This window comes from Rhodovulum euryhalinum (assembly GCF_004342445.1).
GTDB lineage: Bacteria > Pseudomonadota > Alphaproteobacteria > Rhodobacterales > Rhodobacteraceae > Rhodovulum > Rhodovulum euryhalinum.
This window is the reverse complement of sequence record NZ_SLWW01000002.1, coordinates 20,910-39,071: the sequence shown is the minus strand read 5'-3', so window position 1 is coordinate 39,071 and position 18,162 is coordinate 20,910. Positions and strand designations below refer to the sequence as shown.

The window sequence follows — 18,162 nt, the reverse complement described above, 5'->3', positions numbered from 1 at the left end:
GATTCGGCGTCAATTTCTTTTTTGAATCAGCCACTTACAGTTTTATCTTGATACAAGATATTGTGCACCGGTGCGAAGGAACGTCTATGGTGTGGGCTGACCCCAATATCTCGGAGCGCGTCCAGATGCGCCCTGGTGCCATAGCCGGCATTGCGCTCCCAGCCATAGCCGGGAAAGTGTTGCGCAAGCTCCACCATGATCGCGTCGCGGGTGACCTTGGCCACGATCGAGGCCGCGGCGATCGACAGGCAGCGCGCGTCACCCTTGACCACGACGCGGCCCGGGCAGGGCAGGTCCCGTGGCAAAAGGTTGCCGTCGACCAGCGCCAGGTCGGGCGACCGGGGCAGCCCGGCGATGGCGCGGCACATCGCCAGGTGGCTGGCGCGCAGGATGTTCATCGTGTCGATTTCCTGAACGCTCGCATGGCCGACCGACACCTGCGCGCAGTCCATCAGCGTCTCGGCCAGCGCGGCGCGGCGGGCGGGCGTCAGCCGCTTGGAATCGTTCAGTCCGGGCGGGATCGCGGCGGGGTCCAGCCGCACCGCCGCGGCCGTCACCGGCCCGGCCAGCGGCCCGCGTCCCACCTCGTCGACGCCGACGATCCAGGCCGCGCCCGCAGCCAGCGCCTCGGTTTCCAGCATGAAGTCGGGGGTTTGGGTCGGCATGTGGCCAGACAAGCGCCAAACGCGGCCCGGCCGCAAGCGGAAAGGGCGGAGGGCCGGTCGCCCTCCGCCCACCGGGCGGGCCGCCTTGCCCGGGCGCCCGCCCTCTGCTCGCCGGTGCCGCTAGCGGCGCCGGCCCTCGACCCGGAAGCCCGACTGCTGCAGACAGCGCAGGCCGTAGACGTCGCGTTCCCGCCGCGGGCCCGAGATCGACACCGCGCAATGGTCGGGCAGGCGGCGGACGCCCTCGCGGCGCAGGCATGCCTCGGGGACGAACTGGCGCGTGCCGTTGCGCGACTGGACCGTGCGGATGCATTGCGCGGGGATCGTGCGGCCGCGATGGGCGTCCTGCCAGCCGCGGCGGTCATCGTGGCGCTGCTCGACGCGGCGGTTGTCCTTCCGATCCCTCGAGTCGAGCCCTTCCGCAATCCCGTACAGCACGACCGCGCCCAGCAGCGCCTTGGCGATGTCCTCGCCATCGGCGCGGGCGGGGGCGGCAGCCATCGGCGTCAGCGCAAGGGCGGCGGCGAGAAGCGGGGCGATGAGTCGGCGGGTCATGGTCATGGTCCTTTCCTGATGCGGGGGGCGGGGACGGCATCGCCCCGCCCGTATCGAAGCGATGGGTCCACCGTCCCGCCATGCCCGCCCGACAGGCAATAACGCCCGGCCGCTATCGGATAACAGCCGCCGCCCGCGCCCCGGGGCATCGGCGATATTGAATAGCCGCGCCCGCTGGCCCATGCTCGCGGCCATGAAACCGCGTTTCCTCCTTGCGGCCGTCCTGGCCGCCGTCACGTTCGCCGGGGCCGCCTCGGCCCAGTGCTATGCCGATTACAAGGCCAAGCGGGACGACCCGCTGCGGCTGCACTATGGCGTGATCGAACTGCCTGCCGCGGCCTGCGGCGGCCGGGGCGACGCGGCGCGCGAGATCGACCGGCGGATCGGCCGGGACGGCTGGCAGTTGCTGAACGTGATGTCGATCTTCGGCGCCGACGGGCTGGCCGAACGCCAGGCCAGCGCCGGGTCGTTCTTCCTGCGCTACTGAGGTCTTTCCGATGCGCCCCGCCCCCGAAACCGTCGCAGCCCACGGGGCCGAGGCGCGGCCGCTGCAGGCGGGCCGCGTTGTTATCGCGGGCATGGCCGCGATCGTCGCGATCCTGTCGGCAGCCGCGGTGTTGTTGTTCGTCAACCTGCCCGACGCCAACGCCTTCAACGCCCGGGTGGAACGGATCTTCGTTCAGAACGACGACCTGAGGGCGGGTGCCGAGATCAAGCTGCTGGAGATCCTCGCCCAGTCGGGTACCGCCTTTTCCGACGTGCTGGCGTCCTACCGGATGGTGATCTTCGTGCTGCTGGTGTTTTCCACCGCGCTGCTGATCGCGGCGCTGGTGTTCCTGGTGACGATCATTACCCTGAACCGCCGGATGTCCGAGATCGAGCGGGCGGGCATCCGGGTGTCTTCGCTCACGATCAACCGGCCCGAGAACACCGTGATCCTGAACGGCATGGCGTTCCGGCTGACCGGGGCCGCGATCGAGACGCTGTCGGTGCTGGCCGAGGCGCGGATGGACGACGACATGCTGTCGGGCGCCGAGATCGAGGCGACGATCTCGGGCCGCCGCCCCGACGAGTGCGACGAGGCCGCCGGCGCCACGCGGATCAAGCGGCTGCGCGACGCGCTGGGCAACCAGATGGTCAGCGAGCTGCTGATCAAGAACGTTGCGCGGCGCGGCTACATGCTGGCGATCGACAAGGATGTGATCCGGATGACCTGACGCCCGTGCTGGACGCGTGGGCCGTTGCTGGCGCATGATCCGGGCATGCGCGCCCTGCTTTGTCTGATCTGGCTGATCCTCGTGCCGGTTTCCCTGCCGACGCCCGCGGTGGCGGGCGAGGTCACGCTGAGCTCCGCCGATCTTGTCGAGACCGGGTCCGGGGCGCGGATCGCCCCGGACCTCGTGCTGCCCGCCGAGGATCGCAATGTGCCGATCGTGGGCGAGGCCAACACGCAGGATGGCGCGCGGCTGCTGCGCCACCTCGCGGGCAGGGGCGGGATCAACGGCTTTTCTGGCATCCTCTACGACAACCGCGACCGCGGCCATTCCACGCTGGATCCAGGCCTTTTCCCGCGGCTGTCGCGCCTGGTTTATGGCCCCGCTCTGGTGTCGGAGGAACAGGACTACGGGCTTGCCGGCCGCATCCTGCTGCCGGCGGTGGTGTTCGGCAATTCGTCGACCGCGATCACCAACGGCCCGATACCGCGCAGCCAGGTGCGGCTGGCCATGACCAGCCGCATGGGGCAGGCGATCACGCCCCGGCTGTACGAAACCAACGCGCTTTACGTCTATCCCGAACATCGCGACCATGATTCAGAGGATCTGTTTCCGGCGAACTGGCCCTACACGATCACCAGCCAGGGATCGTCCGGGTCGGACCGGCGGTTCCTGGTGGCGCTCGCGATGACGCTGGCGGCGTTTCCGGCCGACACCTTTGCGGCGCTGCGCGAGGCCGGGCTTGTCGCGCCCACCCTCCAGATGATCCTGCGGCGCAACCTGGCCACGGTTTCCACGCGCGAGGATTATCTGTCGGGCCGCGCACATCCGGTCGCGTTCGAGCCCGCGCAGATCCGGATCGGGCGCATGGTGGCCCAGGCCGCGGATCTGCGCGCAGACGCCATTCCGCCGATGGTGCGTCTCAAGGTGGTCGAGGACGGCTTTCGCCCGGCGGCGGGGCTTGCCGGGCTGGATGAACGCCTGTTCGACACGCCCTCGGCCATCGCGCGGATCTGGCGTAGCTTCGACTGGGACCGCGAAATGGTCGTCACTGCTGCGGACACGGCCGACCCGAACGCCCGGCCGCTGCGTTTCGAATGGCGGCTGCTCAAGGGCGATCCGGCGCGCGTGCAGATCGAGCCCCTGGACTCCGAGGGGCGAAGCGCGCGGATCACCGTTGCCTGGCACGACCCGTTCAGCGAACCCGCGCCGGGCGGTGGCGAGGACTATGCGACGAGACGCCACGCGCGGGTCGATATCGGCGTCTTTGCCCACAACGGCGTCCATGACAGTGCCCCGGCCCTTGTCTCGATCGCGTTCCCGGCCCACCAGGTGCGCCGCTATGCGGCCGCCGAATCCGGCGGTGCGCCCCGTCTCGTGTCGATCGACTACGATGCGGCGGCGCGGGGTGCCTATTTCGACCCGGTCCTGCACTGGACCGCGCCCTGGACCGACGAGGCGCGCTATGACCTGGACGGCACGCCGCTGGGCTGGAATCGCCGCTGGGCGGACGGACGCGAGCGTTTCGTGTCCTTTCGCGAGATGGGCAACCCGGCCGAGCCGCGCTATCGCATTGACCGCACGGCCCCCGAGCGTCCGCAACTGCGGTTCGACGGTTGACCCGCGTTGTGCCGGGGGCAGGTCACACGATGTGCAGCGTCTGGTCAACGGGCGCGGCGCCAGCGTTCACCGTGCGAACAGCGTGTACGGTTTGCGCGGTTCCGGGTTGGTCCGCGACCGTCACGCGGCGCACCCGCTCTGGCGGCATCCTCGGGACGGCCTGGGGACGGCCTGGGCCCGGGCCCCAAAATTCGGGCTTGATCGGACCATCGCGGTATCGTTCCCTTGAAATCGAATGGGCAGGCCGGGGGTTGACCTTGCGGTTCACACAAAGAGAGGCACCATGCTGACCAGACGCCATTTCATCCTGACGACCACCGCGCTGTTCTCTTCGGCGATCGTTGCACCGGTGTCGGCGGCGCCTTCCTCGACGTCAGATCGATGGGCGGCCTGGGATGCCGAGGTGACCCCGCCGGACTTTGATCCGGCAAGGTCGAACCCCTGGGGGCTGCATCCGCGTTTCCTGCCGGTCCGGGTCGAGGCAAGGGACGGGCTCCGCGCGGGCGATATCCATGTCGATGCGATCGCGCGATATCTCTACCATATCCAGGGTGACGGCACCGCCATGCGTTACGGCGTTGCCATCGGGCGTGGCGGGCTTTACGCGCCTGGCCGGTTCACCGTCGGGCGCAAGGCCAAGTGGCCCAGCTGGACGCCGACCCAGAACATGATCCGCCGCGAGCCCGAGACCTACGCACAGTTCGCCGGCGGCATGCCCCCCGGGCCGATGAACGCACTGGGTTCGCGGGCGCTCTATCTCTATGTCGGCAACCGCGACACCTATCTGCGGATTCATGGCACGCCGTTCCCGCGGTCGGTCGGCATGCGGGCAAGTTCCGGCTGCGTGCGGATGGTGATGGCCCATATCAACGGGCTTTACGACCGGGTCGATACCGGGGTGACCGCGCATCTCTACCCGGCCGAGGAAAGCGTTACCGCACGAAGCTGACGCCGGGGCGGCCGGCCGGGGTCACGACATCCCCCGCGGGGCCCGGGCGCCGCCCGCCGCAGGAGGCCCGCAGCCGGATCAGCCCCCCGCCACGGGCCTGCGCTGCGCGCGCGTGCATATCGGTCTGCCTTCGGCGGTCCGAAGCGGCAACAGGGTTGTCTCGACGGGCCCCTCGTGCCGGTACCAGTAGCATCCGTCCTCCGGCAGCAGGCGCACATGCCGCAAGTCCTGGTAGGGGGCTGCGGCGGCCACGACGGCGTCCGGCAATCGCTCGATGAACCCCGAACTGGTTCGGGCCCCCTCGACCGACGCGTTGCAGGCGCCGAGGGTCAGAACGACCGCCGGCAACAGGATGGTCCGCACATGCATCTTCGCTTTCCCGCCCGTCAGACTATCTCATCGAACTTGCAGGTACCGTGTTTGCACCTTGCGCCGGGTCTTGCAAGACCCCCCTACACATGGCCCTCCGGCAGACGACGGGGTTCGTCGAAAGCCTTCTACGGCTGGTCGGCCTCGACTGGGCGGTGCCGGATTTCAGCACGCTGAGCCGGCGCCAGAAATCCCTGGCTGTGAGTACTCCCTACCGGGGCTCGCAGGGGCCGCTGAACCTTCTGATCGACAGCACCGGCATCAAGGCGGAGGGCGAAGGCGAGTGGCACGCCCGCAAGCATGGCGGCGCGAAACGCCGTCTGTGGCGCAAGATCCACATCGGCGTCGATGAACAGACGCTGGAGATCCGCGCCATCTAGGTCACCGGAAGCCCAGCTTCGTATGGTCGTGTGAGTCCCCGACTGTGCCGGCGGGGCATCGCGTCAGAAACGCCCTTCCAATGCAAGATCCTGACGGAACGGCGAAATTTTCGTGCAAAAGCTGCAACGCTACCGTGCAAAAGCTGCCGCCGCGCTACACACCCGGCCTCGGTGGAGCGCTATGTGGTTGCGCTCGCCGACCTTGCCGGCCGGTTCCACACCGCCGATCCGGACGCTGTCTGCATCATCCGCGAACTCGTCAGCGCCGTGGTCGTGACACCGACCGAAACCGGGCTCGACGTCGTCGTCGAATGCTTTCTTGGGGCTATTCTGGGAGACAACCCGAAGTGTCGGGTTTTGATGGTAGCGGAGGAGGGACTCGAACCCCCGACACGCGGATTATGATTCCGCTGCTCTAACCAACTGAGCTACTCCGCCAAGAGCGAGGCGCTAGGTACGGGACGAAGGTGAACGCGTCAAGGGGAAACTGGGCGGGGCGGCGTGCGATCGACCGCCTCTCCATGAGAGGGAGGGGCTGCCCCAAAGCTCCTTGCAGTCCGGGTTTGGCCACGGACCGGGCAGACGCTCGAAGCGACACCGCCTGCCCACACATCGCCCAAGTCACCCTCGATCGCAGATCGGCAACTGCAGCGGCGGCTGTGCCGGCAGGGACCGCCGCCATTCATCGATGATTGGCCGGAGGGTGCTCTTTGGCCAGAATCTGGGAGAGCCGATTGCCTCCAGGCATGCCATGTCCCAGTAGAGCCCGGCACGCGACACGGATTTCCCGGCCTTCACCGCGTCCGAGACGGCGTCGATGTCGCGGGACTCGGGATAGATGTAGAGCGTCGTCGGGTTGCCCTCCACCAGCGCGAGAATCTCATCGGACGCGGATGGCGACCAGGTCGTGCAGCCGTTGCTGCGCCCGCCGGTGTAGTTCACCAGGTCTCCATAGGGGACATACCCTTCCGCGTCGGCATGGGGGCTCTCGGGGTTCCTGAAGCGGCACTGCCATTTCAGGAACACGGCCGGATGCCCGCCGATGGCCCGCTCCCTCGCGTTGTCCGTCTCGCCTTCCCCGTCAAAAAGCAGGAAGGTGCGATAGAACGGGCTCCTCCGGCCCGCGTCCTGGAAATATCCCTTGAAGGAGGTCCGTGTTTCGGCCGTCACATAGGACCCGCCCGCGGTCAGCTTCGATCCCTCCGCGTTGCTGAAGTGCTTCGCGCATTGCCGGCCGTTCGAGAAATCCGCGCGCGGCAGGTTCCGCCCGTTGCCATGGCCCGAGGACACGGCGCGGAACGATTTCCGCGCCTCGCAGATGATGTAGAACCGGCCGCCCGGCGTGCCGTCGCGCGCCGTGCTCGGGCGCGTCGCATCCATCGCCATGTAACAGGGGTTCCTGATCGCGCCCAGGCCGGTCTTATGCCGATAAAGCGCACGTGCCCGCGCCAGGACCACCGGGGCGATCTGGCCCTCGGCCACGCCGACATGGTCTTGCAGCCAGGCCGGAGTGTCCGAGGCTTGCGCGGCCGCCCGGGTCGGGTGCGAACCGGACAAGGCGACACCGAGAAGGATGGCCATGAAGAGACGCAGCGAATTCAACAGCAAGGTGGGCTTCTCCCGGCTGATCATGCTCGGCACAAGAATGGCACGAGTTCACCTCGTTGCAGGCTACCAAGCCACTGAGGACGGTCAATGGCCGAGGCTGCACACCCGATGTCACCAGCGGTATCAGGCAAGTCGTCAGGGACCGCTCCGCATGGCCTCTACACTCTGGAGCATGCGCCGGGATAGCGGCGGGCCCGGAGCGGACGCCATACTCGCGCTCCGCCTGCTTTTTGGGCGCCCCTGTGGGCGAAGGCGGGACGCGCGCTTTCGCGGCACCCGGCACGAGAGGCCGCAATGCGCAGAGGTAGCGACCGGCGCACTTGGGCGCCACCGAGCGGAGCGGACCTGGCCTCGACATCGATATGCCGCAGCGCGGCCCGTCAGAGGTGCCATTCGCTTCGCCCGCGAAGCCGGGCATCCGGCGAAACCATGCGGTGCGGGGGCGTGCGGATATCCGACGGAAATCATCAGATGTCGGAGGTCCAGCCCTTTTGGGACATTCGTTCAGGGTGCAGCGCCCACTCTGCTGAAGGCGCGAGGTTTCACGGGCCATCTCTCGAAAGCAGACGATCGGCGGGGATCCGCTTCATTCCTTGATGCCGCGCACCACACCGATAACCTGCGAGGCGCAGAGGGCGTCCGGACAGGATCTCGACCGCGGTTTGGGACGCGAACGCTTGGGCCAATCAAGAGCGGGAGTTCGCCAAATGGTCAAGTGCGGCTGGGTGAGACCTGCCCCAGAGGCCCAAGGCATCCCGCGCGATCCTGTGCGCCTCCAGCCGATCCAGTTCGGCCAGCGCCTGAGCACGGTCGCCCTTGGCGGCCAGGGCGCGCGCGAAGGCCCGGCGCACCGAGATCGGGCTCCAGGGCCGCGCGGCCTGGGCGAGCCAGGTGCGCAGCTCCAGGGGCAGGCGATCGTAGTCGCGCATCGGATCGGTGGCGCGGCGCCGCAGCTTCAATGTCGTTGCCCCGCGGTTCGACGCACGACCTGTCATTCGGCGGGTTCCATGGCCCGGCCCCATTGCGGGAACGGATCGGGCAGGCGCGCCCAACGGTCGGGCTCGAACCGGGTTTCCGGTACCAGGCAACGGTCGAGCATCGCGGTGATCCGGTCCCTGTTCATAGTACCCAGCGTGCCGATGAAGACCATCTCCTGCCTCCGGTCGCCGAACTCGCCCGCGACCCGCTCTGCCATGCGCTCGCGCTCTTCCGGCGGCCAGTGCTTCTCGGGCACCGCGGCCCACCAGAGGCCCAGCGCCTTCACCTCGACCGCCGATCCCGCCATCGAGAATTCGCCCGCCCAATGCGGCCGCGTCGCGATCCAGAAATGCCCCTTGGCGCGGATCACGCCGGGCAGCGGCGTGTCGAAGAACTCGGCCAGCCGTACCGGATCGAAGGGCCGTTCGGCGCGGTAGACGAAGCTGGTGATGCCATATTCCGTGTCCTCGGGAACATGGTCGGCAAAGCCGTAAAGCTCCTGCGCCCAGGTCGGGTGGCGATGCGCGGCCTCGAAGCTGAACCGACCCGTGCCCATGATCTCGGCCGCGTCGACGCGCCCGCGATCGGTCTCGATGATCTTCGCATCCGCATTCAGCGCGCGCAGGATCGCGCGGGCGGCGGTCAGGTCTTCGGGCGTGGCCGAGGACACCTTGTTCAGCACGATCACGTCGGCGAACTCGATCTGCTCGGTCAGCAGGGTGACCAGCGTGCGTTCATCCTCGGGGCCCAGGTCTTCGCCCCGGTCCTTCAGGAAGTCCCGGCTGGAGAAGTCGCGCAAGAGGTGCGCGGCATCGACCACCGTCACCATCGTGTCAAGCTCGGCCACGTCCGACAGCGATCGGCCGTCCTCGTCGCGGAACTCGAAGGTGGCGGCCACGGGCAGCGGTTCGGACACGCCCGTGGACTCGATCAGCAGGTAGTCGAAGCGACCTTCATCCGCGAGGCGGCGCACCTCGACCAGCAGGTCGTCGCGCAGCGTGCAGCAGATGCAGCCGTTCGTCATCTCGACCAGCTTTTCCTCGCCGCGCGACAGCTCGCTGCCCGCCCGCACCAGGTCGGCATCGATGTTGACCTCGGACATGTCGTTGACGATCACCGCCACCCGGCGGCCGTCGCGATTGTTCAGGACATGGTTCAGAAGCGTCGTCTTGCCGGCACCGAGGAAGCCCGACAGAACCGTCACGGGGAGTTTCGCGGCGGCGGTCATGGCTTCTCGCCCCCATCCAGATGCGCTGCGACGGCCTTGATGGCATCCAGAAGCCCGGCGTGGTGTTCGGCCCCATGGGCGTGGTCGTGGGCCATCCGGGCATGTTCGCCCGCGTCAACGGCCGGGGCATGGGCCGTGCCATGCGCGATCTGTTCCTGATGCCGGGCGATCTCTGCCTGATGCGCCACGATCCGGGCCTCGTGCAGCATCAGCGCCGCCTCGGCCCGCCTGAGCGTGGCCAGCGCCTCCAGGTGCTGCTGGCGCCAGCGGAAATGGTCCTGCTCCTGTTTCAGGTGCTCTGCATGGGTGATGTCGTCGGATGAGGTCATGGCTGTATCCTGGTTAAGGGCGTTTACGGATCGAACCCTGGGCGGGTCAAAAGATGTTATCTTATAACATATCTTGTTCAAGCGACTTCTTCGCTTCTTCCCCACGCCCGGACGACGGGGTCTTCCGGCCGCCCGCATCCGCGGGCGCCGTCCACGCGAACGCCAAGGCGCACTCCCACGAACGGCTTGAAACCCCGTTTCAAGGGGGCAGGACAGGCTTGCATTGTCGGATTATTCTGATAGTTTCTGTCAACATTGACGGCCGCGCGAACGGCCCCGCGATCCAGCGAGCCCGGGACAGCCCCGGCCAGCCAGGCGCATTCCATGACACCCGCAGCGAAAGGAGCCTCCCATGGGAGAAGGCAAGGCGGTTTCGCCGGAACGGATCAGGGCCGTCCGGCTTGAGAAATCGACGATGCGCACGCGCGATCTGGCCGACAGTCTCGGCGTGAGCGAGGCCGAGGTTCTGGCTGCTGAAACGGGCCGCGCCGTCACCCGGATCGCGGCGCATCCGGATACGCTGATGCCGGGGCTGCCCGGCTTTGGCGAGGCGATGGCGCTGACCCGCAATGACAGCGCGGTGATCGAGAAGACCGGCACCTATGGCGCCTATACGCCGGGCGCACATGCCGCGATGGTGCTGAGCCCCGCCATCGACCTGCGCATTTTCCCGAAGCACTGGGTCCACGGCTTCGCCGTCGAAGAGGAAAAGGGTGGCGGGCTGCGCCGGTCGATCCAGATCTTCGATGCCGCCGGGGACGCGGTGCACAAGGTCTACCTGCACGAGTCGGCTCGCGATGCGGAATGGGCCGACCTGGTCGGGCGCCTGCGGCTGGAGGACCAGTCCGACCACCTGACGCTGGCCCGGCGCGAGCCGGTCGAGCCGGCGATATCCGGCCCGGCGAAGGCCGAGCGCCTGCGCTCCGAATGGGACCGGCTGACCGACACCCACCAGTTCCTGCTGATGGTGCGCAAGCTCAAGATGAACCGCCTGGGCGCCTACCGCATCGCGGGGGCGCCCTACGTGCGCCCGCTTGATACCGGCTGCATGGCGGGGCTGCTGGACGCGCTCGCCGGTGCGGGACTGCCCTTCATGCTGTTCGTCGGCAACCGCGGCTGCATCGAGATCCATGGCGGCCCGGCCGAAACCGTCAAGCCGACGGGCCCGTGGCTCAACATCCTCGATCCCGCCTTCAACCTGCACCTGCGCGGCGATCATGTGGCCGAGGTCTGGGCGGTGACCAAGCCGACGAAGCGCGGCCCCGCCGTCTCGGTCGAGGCATTCGACGCCAGCGGCGGGCTGATCCTGCAGGCCTTCGGCATGCGGGTGGGCGAGGTGGATCACACCGCGGCCTGGGACGATCTGGTGGCGTCCCTGCCGAGCCTGCCGCAGGAGGTCACGGCATGATCCGCGCCCTTCTCGCGACACTGGTCCTCGCAGGTCCGGCGCTGGCTGCGGACCGGATCGTGTCGGTCGGCGGCGCGGTCACCGAGATCGTCGTTGCCCTGGGCGAAGGCGAAAGGCTGGTCGCGCGCGACACGACCTCAACCTTTCCGCCCGCGGTGCGCGAGTTGCCCGATATCGGCTACGCCCGGCGTCTGTCGCCCGAGGGCGTTCTGTCGGTGGACCCGGACATGATCCTTGCCGAGGATGGCGCCGGCCCGCCCGAAACGGTGGACCTGCTCCGCGCCGCGGCGATCCCGTTCGTGGAGGTTCCTGATGGCCATGACCGTAATGCGGTGCTGGCCAAGATCGCCGCCGTGGCCGCCGCACTCGGCGTGCCCGACAAGGGCGCGGCGCTCGCGGCCGACGTGGGCGCGGCGCTGGATGCGGCAACGGGACAGGCCGCCCGGGGGCCGCATCCCCGCGTGATGTTCGTGATGTCGGTTCAGGGCGGGCGCATCCTGGCCGCCGGGCGAAACACCGCGGCCGACGGGATCATTCGCCTTGCCGGTGGCGAGAATGCGGTCGCGGAATTCGAGGGCTACAAGCCGCTGACCGATGAGGCCGTGACCCGTGCCGCGCCCGAAGTGATTCTGATGATGGCGCGCGAGGGGGCGGAGGACATGTCGGACCAGGTGCTGTCCCATCCCGCGATCCGCACCACACCGGCCGCCGTGGCCCGCGCGCTGGTGCAGATGGACGGGCTCTACCTGCTGGGCTTCGGCCCGCGCACGGCCCAGGCGGTGCGCGATCTTTCGGACGCGCTGGCCCGGGCAGGGAGTTGAGGCGATGGTCGCCATCTCCCCCGACACGGCGGCCGCGTGGGACCGTGCCGGGCATGCACGCCGGACCACGGTCCTTCTGGCGCTGGTCTTGCTGACGGTGGCCGCCTGCGGCCTGACCACCGGTGCCGCGGGCACGTCGCCCTGGACGGTTCTGGCCGACCTGCTGGCGGGGCGCGAGGTGGCGCTGGCCGACCGGGTGGTGCTGTTCGAGATCCGGCTGCCGCGGCTTGCCATGGGGGCGCTGGTGGGCGCCTCGCTGGCGGTCTCGGGCGCGGTCATGCAGGGGCTGTTTCGCAACCCGCTGGCCGATCCGGGGCTCGTGGGCGTCAGCGCGGGCGCGGGGCTGGGCGCGATCTCGGCCATCGTGCTGGGCGGGTTCTGGCCTGCGGGGCTGGCGGCGGCGCTTGGCTATTATGCGGTGCCGGTGGCCGCGTTCCTTGGCGGCTGGGCCTCGACGCTGGTGCTTTACGGTATCGCCACGCGCCGGGGGCGGACCTCGGTTGCCACCATGCTGCTCGGGGGCATCGCGCTGGGGGCGCTGGCCGGGGCGCTGTCGGGCATCCTCGTCTACATGGCCGATGACGCGCAGTTGCGCGACCTGACTTTCTGGGGGCTTGGTTCGCTCGCGGGCGCCACCTGGGCCAAGCTCGCCGCGGCCGCGCCCCTGATGGCTCTGGCGCTTCTTTGCGCCCCGATGCTGGCCCGCGGCCTGAACGGGCTCGCGCTGGGCGAGGCCGCGGCGTTCCACATCGGCATCCCGGTCCAGCGGCTCAAGACCGTGGCGATCCTGACCGTCGCGGGCGCCACCGGGGCGGCGGTGGCCGTGTCGGGCGGGATCGGCTTCATCGGGATCGTTGTGCCGCATCTGTTGCGCCTCGCGACGGGGCCCGATCATCGCTATCTGCTGGTGAACGCGGCCCTTCTGGGCGCGGCGTTGCTGATCCTGGCCGATGTGATCGCCCGCATCGTGATCGCCCCCGCCGAACTGCCCATCGGCATTGTCACCGCGGTGCTCGGCGGGCCGGTCTTCCTGTGGATCCTGCTGCGCCGGCGCGGCGTGCTGGACCTGTAGGCCCATGCTGGAGGCCACCGACATCACCGTTCGCCTTGGCCGGCGCGAGATCCTGCACGGGGTCGATTTCCGCGCCCGACCGGGCGAACTGACCGCCATCGTCGGCCCGAACGGATCGGGCAAGACGACGCTCCTGCGAGCACTCACGGGCGATCTCTCCCAGGAAGGACGGGTCCGGCTGAACGGCCAGGACCTGTCCTCCCTTCGCCCCTGGGTGCTCGCGGGCCTCCGGGCGGTGCTGCCGCAGGCCACGCCGCTGGCCTTTCCGTTCACCGCCGCCGAGGTGGTGCGACTGGGCCTGATGGGCGGGATCGAGGCGGCCGAGGCCGACCTTGTCCCCAAGGCGCTGGCGCGTGTCGGGCTCGCGGGGTTCGAGGGCCGTTACTTCCAGGAGCTTTCCGGCGGCGAGCAGCAGCGCGTGCAGCTTGCCCGCGTTCTGGCGCAGGTCTGGCGCCCCACCGCCCATGGGCAACCGCGCTGGCTGTTCCTCGACGAACCCGTATCCAGCCTGGATATCGGCCACCAGTTGCAGGTCATGCGGGTCGCCCGCGACTACGCGGACCAGGGCGGCGGTGTGGTCACGGTGATGCACGACCTGAACCTGACGGCGATGTTCGCCGACCGGGTCACGCTGCTCGCCGAAGGCCGGGTGCTGGCCCAGGGCACGCCCGCAGACGTGTTCCGCGACGAGGCCCTCAGCCGCGCCTATCGCTGCCCGATCCGGGTCAACACGCCGCCCGAGGGCGGAACCTACCTTCTGCCCCATGCGGCGGGGCAGGTCGCGGCGGAATGAAGATGACGGGGATGGCGCGCTCCTCGGGGCGCGCCTCGCCGGTCGTCGGGAAACCCGCGACTCGACGCGCTGGCCTTGGCCGCCCTGCGCTGCGCGGGCCGGTTTCCAGCCGCACCGGCAGCCCTGGGACTGCGCTGGCAGCGCTTCACCTTGCCCGTGCACGGGCGATGACCCCGGCCGGACACGGTTGACAGGCCGCCCGGGTCAACGGCCTGTCTTGCTGGTCGTTTCGGCCCCCATGTCATATCTGACCTCTGAATGGGCGAGGGCTTAGCGCGCGAGCGGTCGTCGCCCCTGCGTCAGGACAAGGTCCATCACCATATCCAGCGCCTCTTCGCGGGCCTCGGGCTCGCCCCCCAGCCGCGCGGGCCTCGGGCTCGCCCCCCAGCCGCGCGGGCAGCGGATCGCCGCCCGCTCGACCGGCGGCAGGTCGGCGAGCATGGCGACCGGTGCGGCGCCAGGACTGAGGGACAGCGCGCTCATTTGGTCAGGATCAGCTTGCCCGCGCGGGTGATGCGCAGGCTATAGGCGACCCCGTCCAGCACGATCACCGCGGTGATGCCGCCCCCCGTGAGGATACGGGCGTCGTGGAGCGGCAGCGCGGCGGCCTCGCGCATGGCTTCGGCCCGGCTCGCGCCGCCTCCCGCCTGTCGATCCGGTCCAGCAGCGGCTCCAGGCCCACATCGCCCGGCGCCGGCCCGTTTCCCTCGGCCGACAGGACCTCCCGCCAGATGTCGTGCCGCTCCACCGCACGGGCGCCCATGGCGCGGTTCCGGCTCCGGTCGGTTTCCCTGCCCATCGTCACGTCGCATCGGCCATCTCCGCGGCCGCCGTCTCGGCGGCCAGTATCGCCGCCAGACCCTCGCGATAGGTCGGATGGCGCAGAGCGAAGCCGGGCAGCGCCTTCAGCCGGTCGTTGCGCAATCGGCGGTTCTCGGCCCAGAAGGCGGCGGCCATCGGCGGCAGGCCCGCATCCTCAAGCGGCACGCGCGGCGGCTTCGGCAGGCCCAGAAGCGCGGCCGCATGGTCCAGCACCTCGGCCGACGTGGCAGGCAGGTCGTCGGCGAGGTTCGTGACCCGCGTCCCGTCCGGATGGCCCATCGTGGCCAGGATCGCACCGGAGATGTCATCCACGTGGATGCGGTTGAACACCTGCCCGGGCTTGACCACCGCCCGCGCCCGCCCCGAGTGCACCTGCGCCAGTGCGTTGCGCGTGCCGGGGCCGTAGATGCCGGCGATCCGGAGGATATCCAGCGGGATGCCGCGCGGCTGGGCGAACGCGCGCCAGCCGAGTTCCGCGCCGATCCGGCCGCGCGCGTCCGGCGTGGCCGCGGCCGGGGGCCGGGTCTCGTCGATCCAGGCGCCGCCGCAATCGCCGTAGACGCCGGTCGAGGACAGGTAGCCGATCCAGCGCAGGTCCGGCAATTCGACGCCCGAGGACAAGAGCGCGGCCAGCACGGGACAGGCAACCTCGGGCGGGGCCGCGCTGTCGGGCGGGATCGACACCAGCAGGTCCGTCACTCCGTCGAGCCAGTCGCGCAAGGTATCGGCATCCGGCGCCCGGCCGGCGTCGAAGAGGTGCGCGGCAATGCCCTTGCCGGACAGATCGGCGGCGCGGACCGGATCGCGGGTGGTGGCCGAGACGCGCGCGCCCAGCGCCTGGATCAGAGCCGCGGCGCGGGCGCCGACATAGCCCGCCCCGAAGACGAAGATATGGCGCCCGGCCAGCGCCCCGCTCATGCTGGCACCCGGTCGGCCAGCCGGTCGCGCAGCGTCTCGAAGGCGGCGACCTGCGCGGGGATCAGGGCGCGGTTCGCGTCCCGGCCGAGATAGATCTTGAACAGGCACCCGCCCTGCGCATCGAGGAACTGCACCGAGCGCGTGTCCATCCCGAAGAGCGACCGCGCCACGAAGGCCACCTGCGCACAGGCACCCGCCCGGATATGCCCGCCGATGGGCTTTCCATGCAGGTTGAAGAAGCCTTGTGCCACGCTGCCCGGGGGCAGATCGCCCTTCGCCTCGAGGATCACATCGCCCGTGTTCATCACCAGCGTGATCTCGCCCCAGCGGGCGATCTCGGCCATGATCTCTTCGAAGGCGGTGCCGGGCACCAGAACCGCCTCGTCCATCGGCAGGCAGGCCAGAACCTCGGCAAAGCTTGCGCCGGTGCGGGTGGCAATATCCTCGAGCGCGGAACCGGGATGGGCGGCAAGATCGGCGCGAATTGCCGCCGTAGGATCAGATGTCGGGGTCATGCTTGGATCTCCTCGGTGGTGGAATGGATGGCCCGGGCATCGGTCCAGGCGATCAGACGGGCGGTCATGGCGACCTGCCAGAACCGGCCGGCGAGCGTCAGGTCGGCGGCACCCGCGCGGGTCGCCAGCAACCCCGCGCGCTGCCATTGCGCCAGAAGCGGCGCGGCGACCTCCTCGAACCCGGCCGCGACCCCGCAGGCGGCCAGCGCCCGGTCCGCCGGCCCGAAGGCAAGCCGCCCGCGCTCCATCCCCGCCTTGATCGCGTTGTGGACGGGGGCGAGCGGCGCGGGGCGCATCAATCCGGCGACCAACCCCGCGCCGCTCTGCCCTGCCCCGGCCCGGTAGGCGCCCAGATCGGGCGTCAGCCTGTAGCCATGGCCGTGCAGGTTGCCCCCCGCGCCTGCGCCGAAGGCCAGGCACTGAGCCCCGGCCTTGACCTCGAAATTGTAGATGCTGCGCTCGCGCGTGCCGTGCCGCCAATGGGTGGTGGAGATCGCTTCCCAGCCGGCCCGGTCCATCTCTTCGGCCCCGTCGGCAAAGTAATGGCCCAGTTCCGTGGGCGCGGCGGGGCGCAGTTTGCCCTTGTCCTGCGCCATCAGAAGCGGCGTGCCGGGAATGGCCTTGAGCGAGTAGAGGTCGAGCCCGTCGAGTCCCAGCGCCGCGGCGGTCCGCACATCCGCGCGGAAGGTCGCGCGGTCCTGCCCGGGCAGCCCGTAGATCAGGTCGATCACCACCGCGCCGCGGTCGAGCGCCACCAGCCCCTCGAGAAAGCGCAGCGTCTCGGCCCGGGTCGACTTGCGCCCCATGCGGCGGCGCACGCCGTCGTCGAAGGTCTGCACCCCCAGCGACATGCGGTTCACGCCCGCCTCGAAGGCCGCGCGCGCCTTTTCCAGCCCGAAGCTGACGATCCGGCCCTCCAGAGTGATCTCGCAATCGGGCGCCAGCGGCAGATGACGGCGCAGCCCCTCGACCAGCCGGACGAGGTCGCGGGCGGCCAGCGCCGTGGGCGTGCCGCCGCCCAGATAGACCGCCCTCAGCGGGTGGCCCTGCTGGGCCGCCGTTTCCGCCCCGGCGGCCAACTGCGCGAGGACCGCGTCGACATAGGGCGCGCCCGCCTCGCGCCGCCAGGGGTTCTGGTAGAACCCGCAGAACAGGCAGTGGTTTTCGCAGAAGGGGACATGGACATAAGCGACCGACGGCCCGGTTCGCGGCGTTTCCGACAGCCGTGCCCACAGCGCGGGCCGCTCGGCGTCGGGGACCGGCACGGCACCGCCCCTTGCATGCGCCCCCATCCGCCCCGGGAACGCATCGGCCAGCGGGTCGGCGGTAACCCGGGCGAAATGGGTTTCGACGTGGTCCGGACGGTTCTCGCCTGTGGCTCTCGGTATGTTCATGCGCGGGTCTCTGGGCTTTGGGCACAGGGGACCGGGCGGAGAGCTGGGGCCTGGCGAACGGTGAATGGCGGCGGTCGGGCGTCGCCATTCATTTCCGACAATTTCTATCAGGCTTCGGGGCGCTTGAAAAGCCCCGGGCGCTGACATGCGAAGACCCGGCCTGGAGAGGCCGCCCTGGGCACGCGTGTCGCATGCGAAGGTCGTTGACTGTTTAACTCGACCTGGCCCTTCCGTCACGGTGCCCTTGGTGATGTTCCGCACCACGTCGCGGCGGCTGTAATCCGTTTCCGTTTGATCGCCGTCCATCCCCCGAGTCACTTCGTGCTCGGCCCAGCCAAGCGTGAAGCGCGAAGCCTTCTGGATGTCGAGTTCGATGCAATCCTCGGAAAACGAAAGGTAATCCGCAGTGGTCACCTCGTCGCCCGCCGCCGAGGTCGATGCCTCCACGCCGGTTCGGCCATCGCCATGCGGGGTGAAAACCAGTGTGGTCTTGACCTCGTCCACCCCACGCAAAGGGGTTGCAG

Annotated in this window: 20 protein-coding genes, 1 tRNA gene and 1 pseudogene; 9 read left to right on the top strand and 13 right to left on the bottom strand. The window is 69.4% G+C overall.

Going from position 1 to position 18,162, the window contains the following annotated elements; translation table 11 throughout:
* Window positions 1-26 precede the first annotated feature (26 nt).
* Window positions 27-665, bottom strand: a complete 639-nt coding sequence (locus EV655_RS02435) for a ribonuclease HII (protein ID WP_132541306.1) — start codon at window positions 663-665, stop codon at window positions 27-29.
* Window positions 666-785: 120 nt separating this feature from the next.
* Window positions 786-1,220: a hypothetical protein gene (locus EV655_RS02430; RefSeq protein ID WP_132541303.1), complete on the bottom strand. Its 435-nt coding sequence runs from the start codon at window positions 1,218-1,220 to the stop codon at window positions 786-788.
* A 193-nt stretch (window positions 1,221-1,413) separates the two neighbouring features.
* On the opposite strand from EV655_RS02430, the gene EV655_RS02425 reads away from it, so the two are divergent.
* The 4 genes from EV655_RS02425 to EV655_RS02410 all read left to right on the top strand — a co-directional run bounded on the left by EV655_RS02425 (window position 1,414) and on the right by EV655_RS02410 (window position 5,003).
* A complete protein-coding gene (locus EV655_RS02425) occupies window positions 1,414-1,707 on the top strand; it encodes a hypothetical protein (protein WP_132541300.1) in 294 nt (97 codons plus the stop codon).
* A gap of 10 nt (window positions 1,708-1,717) precedes the next feature.
* On the top strand, window positions 1,718-2,437 hold the full coding sequence (locus tag EV655_RS02420; protein WP_132541297.1) for a winged helix-turn-helix domain-containing protein: 720 nt from the start codon (window positions 1,718-1,720) through the stop codon (window positions 2,435-2,437).
* A 45-nt stretch (window positions 2,438-2,482) separates the two neighbouring features.
* Complete coding sequence (locus EV655_RS02415) at window positions 2,483-4,054, top strand: hypothetical protein (protein WP_132541294.1); 1,572 nt, start codon at window positions 2,483-2,485, stop codon at window positions 4,052-4,054.
* A gap of 283 nt (window positions 4,055-4,337) precedes the next feature.
* Window positions 4,338-5,003, top strand: a complete 666-nt coding sequence (locus EV655_RS02410; protein WP_132541291.1) for a L,D-transpeptidase — start codon at window positions 4,338-4,340, stop codon at window positions 5,001-5,003.
* 78 nt (window positions 5,004-5,081) lie between these two features.
* Here EV655_RS02410 and EV655_RS02405 read toward each other — a convergent pair whose 3' ends face one another.
* On the bottom strand, window positions 5,082-5,372 hold the full coding sequence (locus EV655_RS02405) for a hypothetical protein (RefSeq protein WP_132541288.1): 291 nt from the start codon (window positions 5,370-5,372) through the stop codon (window positions 5,082-5,084).
* On the opposite strand from EV655_RS02405, the pseudogene EV655_RS02400 reads away from it, so the two are divergent.
* A pseudogene (locus EV655_RS02400) lies at window positions 5,282-5,749 on the top strand (transposase); the annotation flags it as partial. The gene EV655_RS02405 and the pseudogene EV655_RS02400 overlap by 91 nt on opposite strands.
* Before the next feature lie 364 nt (window positions 5,750-6,113).
* On the opposite strand, the gene EV655_RS02395 reads toward EV655_RS02400, so the two are convergent.
* The 5 genes from EV655_RS02395 to EV655_RS02375 all read right to left on the bottom strand — a co-directional run bounded on the left by EV655_RS02395 (window position 6,114) and on the right by EV655_RS02375 (window position 9,895).
* Window positions 6,114-6,190, bottom strand: a tRNA-Met gene (locus EV655_RS02395).
* Between the two features lie 183 nt (window positions 6,191-6,373).
* Window positions 6,374-7,384, bottom strand: coding sequence for a murein L,D-transpeptidase catalytic domain family protein (locus EV655_RS02390; RefSeq protein ID WP_243644963.1), 1,011 nt, complete (start codon window positions 7,382-7,384; stop codon window positions 6,374-6,376).
* A 662-nt stretch (window positions 7,385-8,046) separates the two neighbouring features.
* Window positions 8,047-8,355 (bottom strand): DUF6525 family protein, encoded by a 309-nt coding sequence (locus EV655_RS02385; protein ID WP_132541285.1) that lies wholly within the window; start codon window positions 8,353-8,355, stop codon window positions 8,047-8,049.
* Window positions 8,352-9,566 carry a GTP-binding protein gene (locus tag EV655_RS02380; RefSeq protein WP_132541282.1) on the bottom strand — a complete coding sequence of 405 codons (1,215 nt, stop codon included), beginning with the start codon at window positions 9,564-9,566 and terminating at the stop codon, window positions 8,352-8,354. Before EV655_RS02380 ends, EV655_RS02385 begins: the two co-directional genes overlap by 4 nt.
* Window positions 9,563-9,895, bottom strand: coding sequence for a hypothetical protein (locus EV655_RS02375; protein ID WP_132541279.1), 333 nt, complete (start codon window positions 9,893-9,895; stop codon window positions 9,563-9,565). The genes EV655_RS02380 and EV655_RS02375 overlap by 4 nt, the downstream gene beginning before the upstream one ends.
* A 352-nt stretch (window positions 9,896-10,247) precedes the next feature.
* Between EV655_RS02375 and EV655_RS02370 the strand changes: the two genes are divergently transcribed.
* Genes EV655_RS02370 through EV655_RS02355 form a run of 4 tightly spaced genes read left to right on the top strand, consistent with a single transcriptional unit; the run spans window position 10,248 to window position 13,989 of the window.
* Entirely contained in the window at window positions 10,248-11,303 is a 1,056-nt protein-coding gene (locus EV655_RS02370) for a hemin-degrading factor (protein ID WP_132541276.1), read from the top strand.
* Window positions 11,300-12,124 (top strand): heme/hemin ABC transporter substrate-binding protein, encoded by an 825-nt coding sequence (locus EV655_RS02365; protein WP_132541273.1) that lies wholly within the window; start codon window positions 11,300-11,302, stop codon window positions 12,122-12,124. The genes EV655_RS02370 and EV655_RS02365 overlap by 4 nt, the downstream gene beginning before the upstream one ends.
* 4 nt (window positions 12,125-12,128) lie before the next feature.
* Complete coding sequence (locus EV655_RS02360) at window positions 12,129-13,196, top strand: FecCD family ABC transporter permease (protein ID WP_132541270.1); 1,068 nt, start codon at window positions 12,129-12,131, stop codon at window positions 13,194-13,196.
* Between the two features lie 4 nt (window positions 13,197-13,200).
* The gene (locus tag EV655_RS02355; RefSeq protein WP_132541267.1) at window positions 13,201-13,989 is read left to right on the top strand and encodes a heme ABC transporter ATP-binding protein; all 789 of its coding nucleotides are present in this window, start codon (window positions 13,201-13,203) and stop codon (window positions 13,987-13,989) included.
* Between the two features lie 270 nt (window positions 13,990-14,259).
* On the opposite strand, the gene EV655_RS02345 is transcribed toward EV655_RS02355, so the two are convergent.
* The 5 genes from EV655_RS02345 to hutW all read right to left on the bottom strand — a co-directional run bounded on the left by EV655_RS02345 (window position 14,260) and on the right by hutW (window position 17,638).
* On the bottom strand, window positions 14,260-14,472 hold the full coding sequence (locus EV655_RS02345; RefSeq protein WP_132541265.1) for a hypothetical protein: 213 nt from the start codon (window positions 14,470-14,472) through the stop codon (window positions 14,260-14,262).
* Window positions 14,469-14,606, bottom strand: coding sequence for a hemin uptake protein HemP (gene hemP, locus EV655_RS02340; RefSeq protein WP_132541262.1), 138 nt, complete (start codon window positions 14,604-14,606; stop codon window positions 14,469-14,471). The genes EV655_RS02345 and hemP overlap by 4 nt, the downstream gene beginning before the upstream one ends.
* Before the next feature lie 184 nt (window positions 14,607-14,790).
* Window positions 14,791-15,729 carry an SDR family oxidoreductase gene (locus EV655_RS02335; protein WP_132541260.1) on the bottom strand — a complete coding sequence of 313 codons (939 nt, stop codon included), beginning with the start codon at window positions 15,727-15,729 and terminating at the stop codon, window positions 14,791-14,793.
* Window positions 15,726-16,244 carry a heme utilization cystosolic carrier protein HutX gene (gene hutX / locus EV655_RS02330; protein ID WP_132541256.1) on the bottom strand — a complete coding sequence of 173 codons (519 nt, stop codon included), beginning with the start codon at window positions 16,242-16,244 and terminating at the stop codon, window positions 15,726-15,728. Before hutX ends, EV655_RS02335 begins: the two co-directional genes overlap by 4 nt.
* Window positions 16,241-17,638 carry a heme anaerobic degradation radical SAM methyltransferase ChuW/HutW gene (gene hutW / locus EV655_RS02325; RefSeq protein WP_132541253.1) on the bottom strand — a complete coding sequence of 466 codons (1,398 nt, stop codon included), beginning with the start codon at window positions 17,636-17,638 and terminating at the stop codon, window positions 16,241-16,243. Before hutW ends, hutX begins: the two co-directional genes overlap by 4 nt.
* Between the last annotated feature and the right edge of the window lie 524 nt (window positions 17,639-18,162).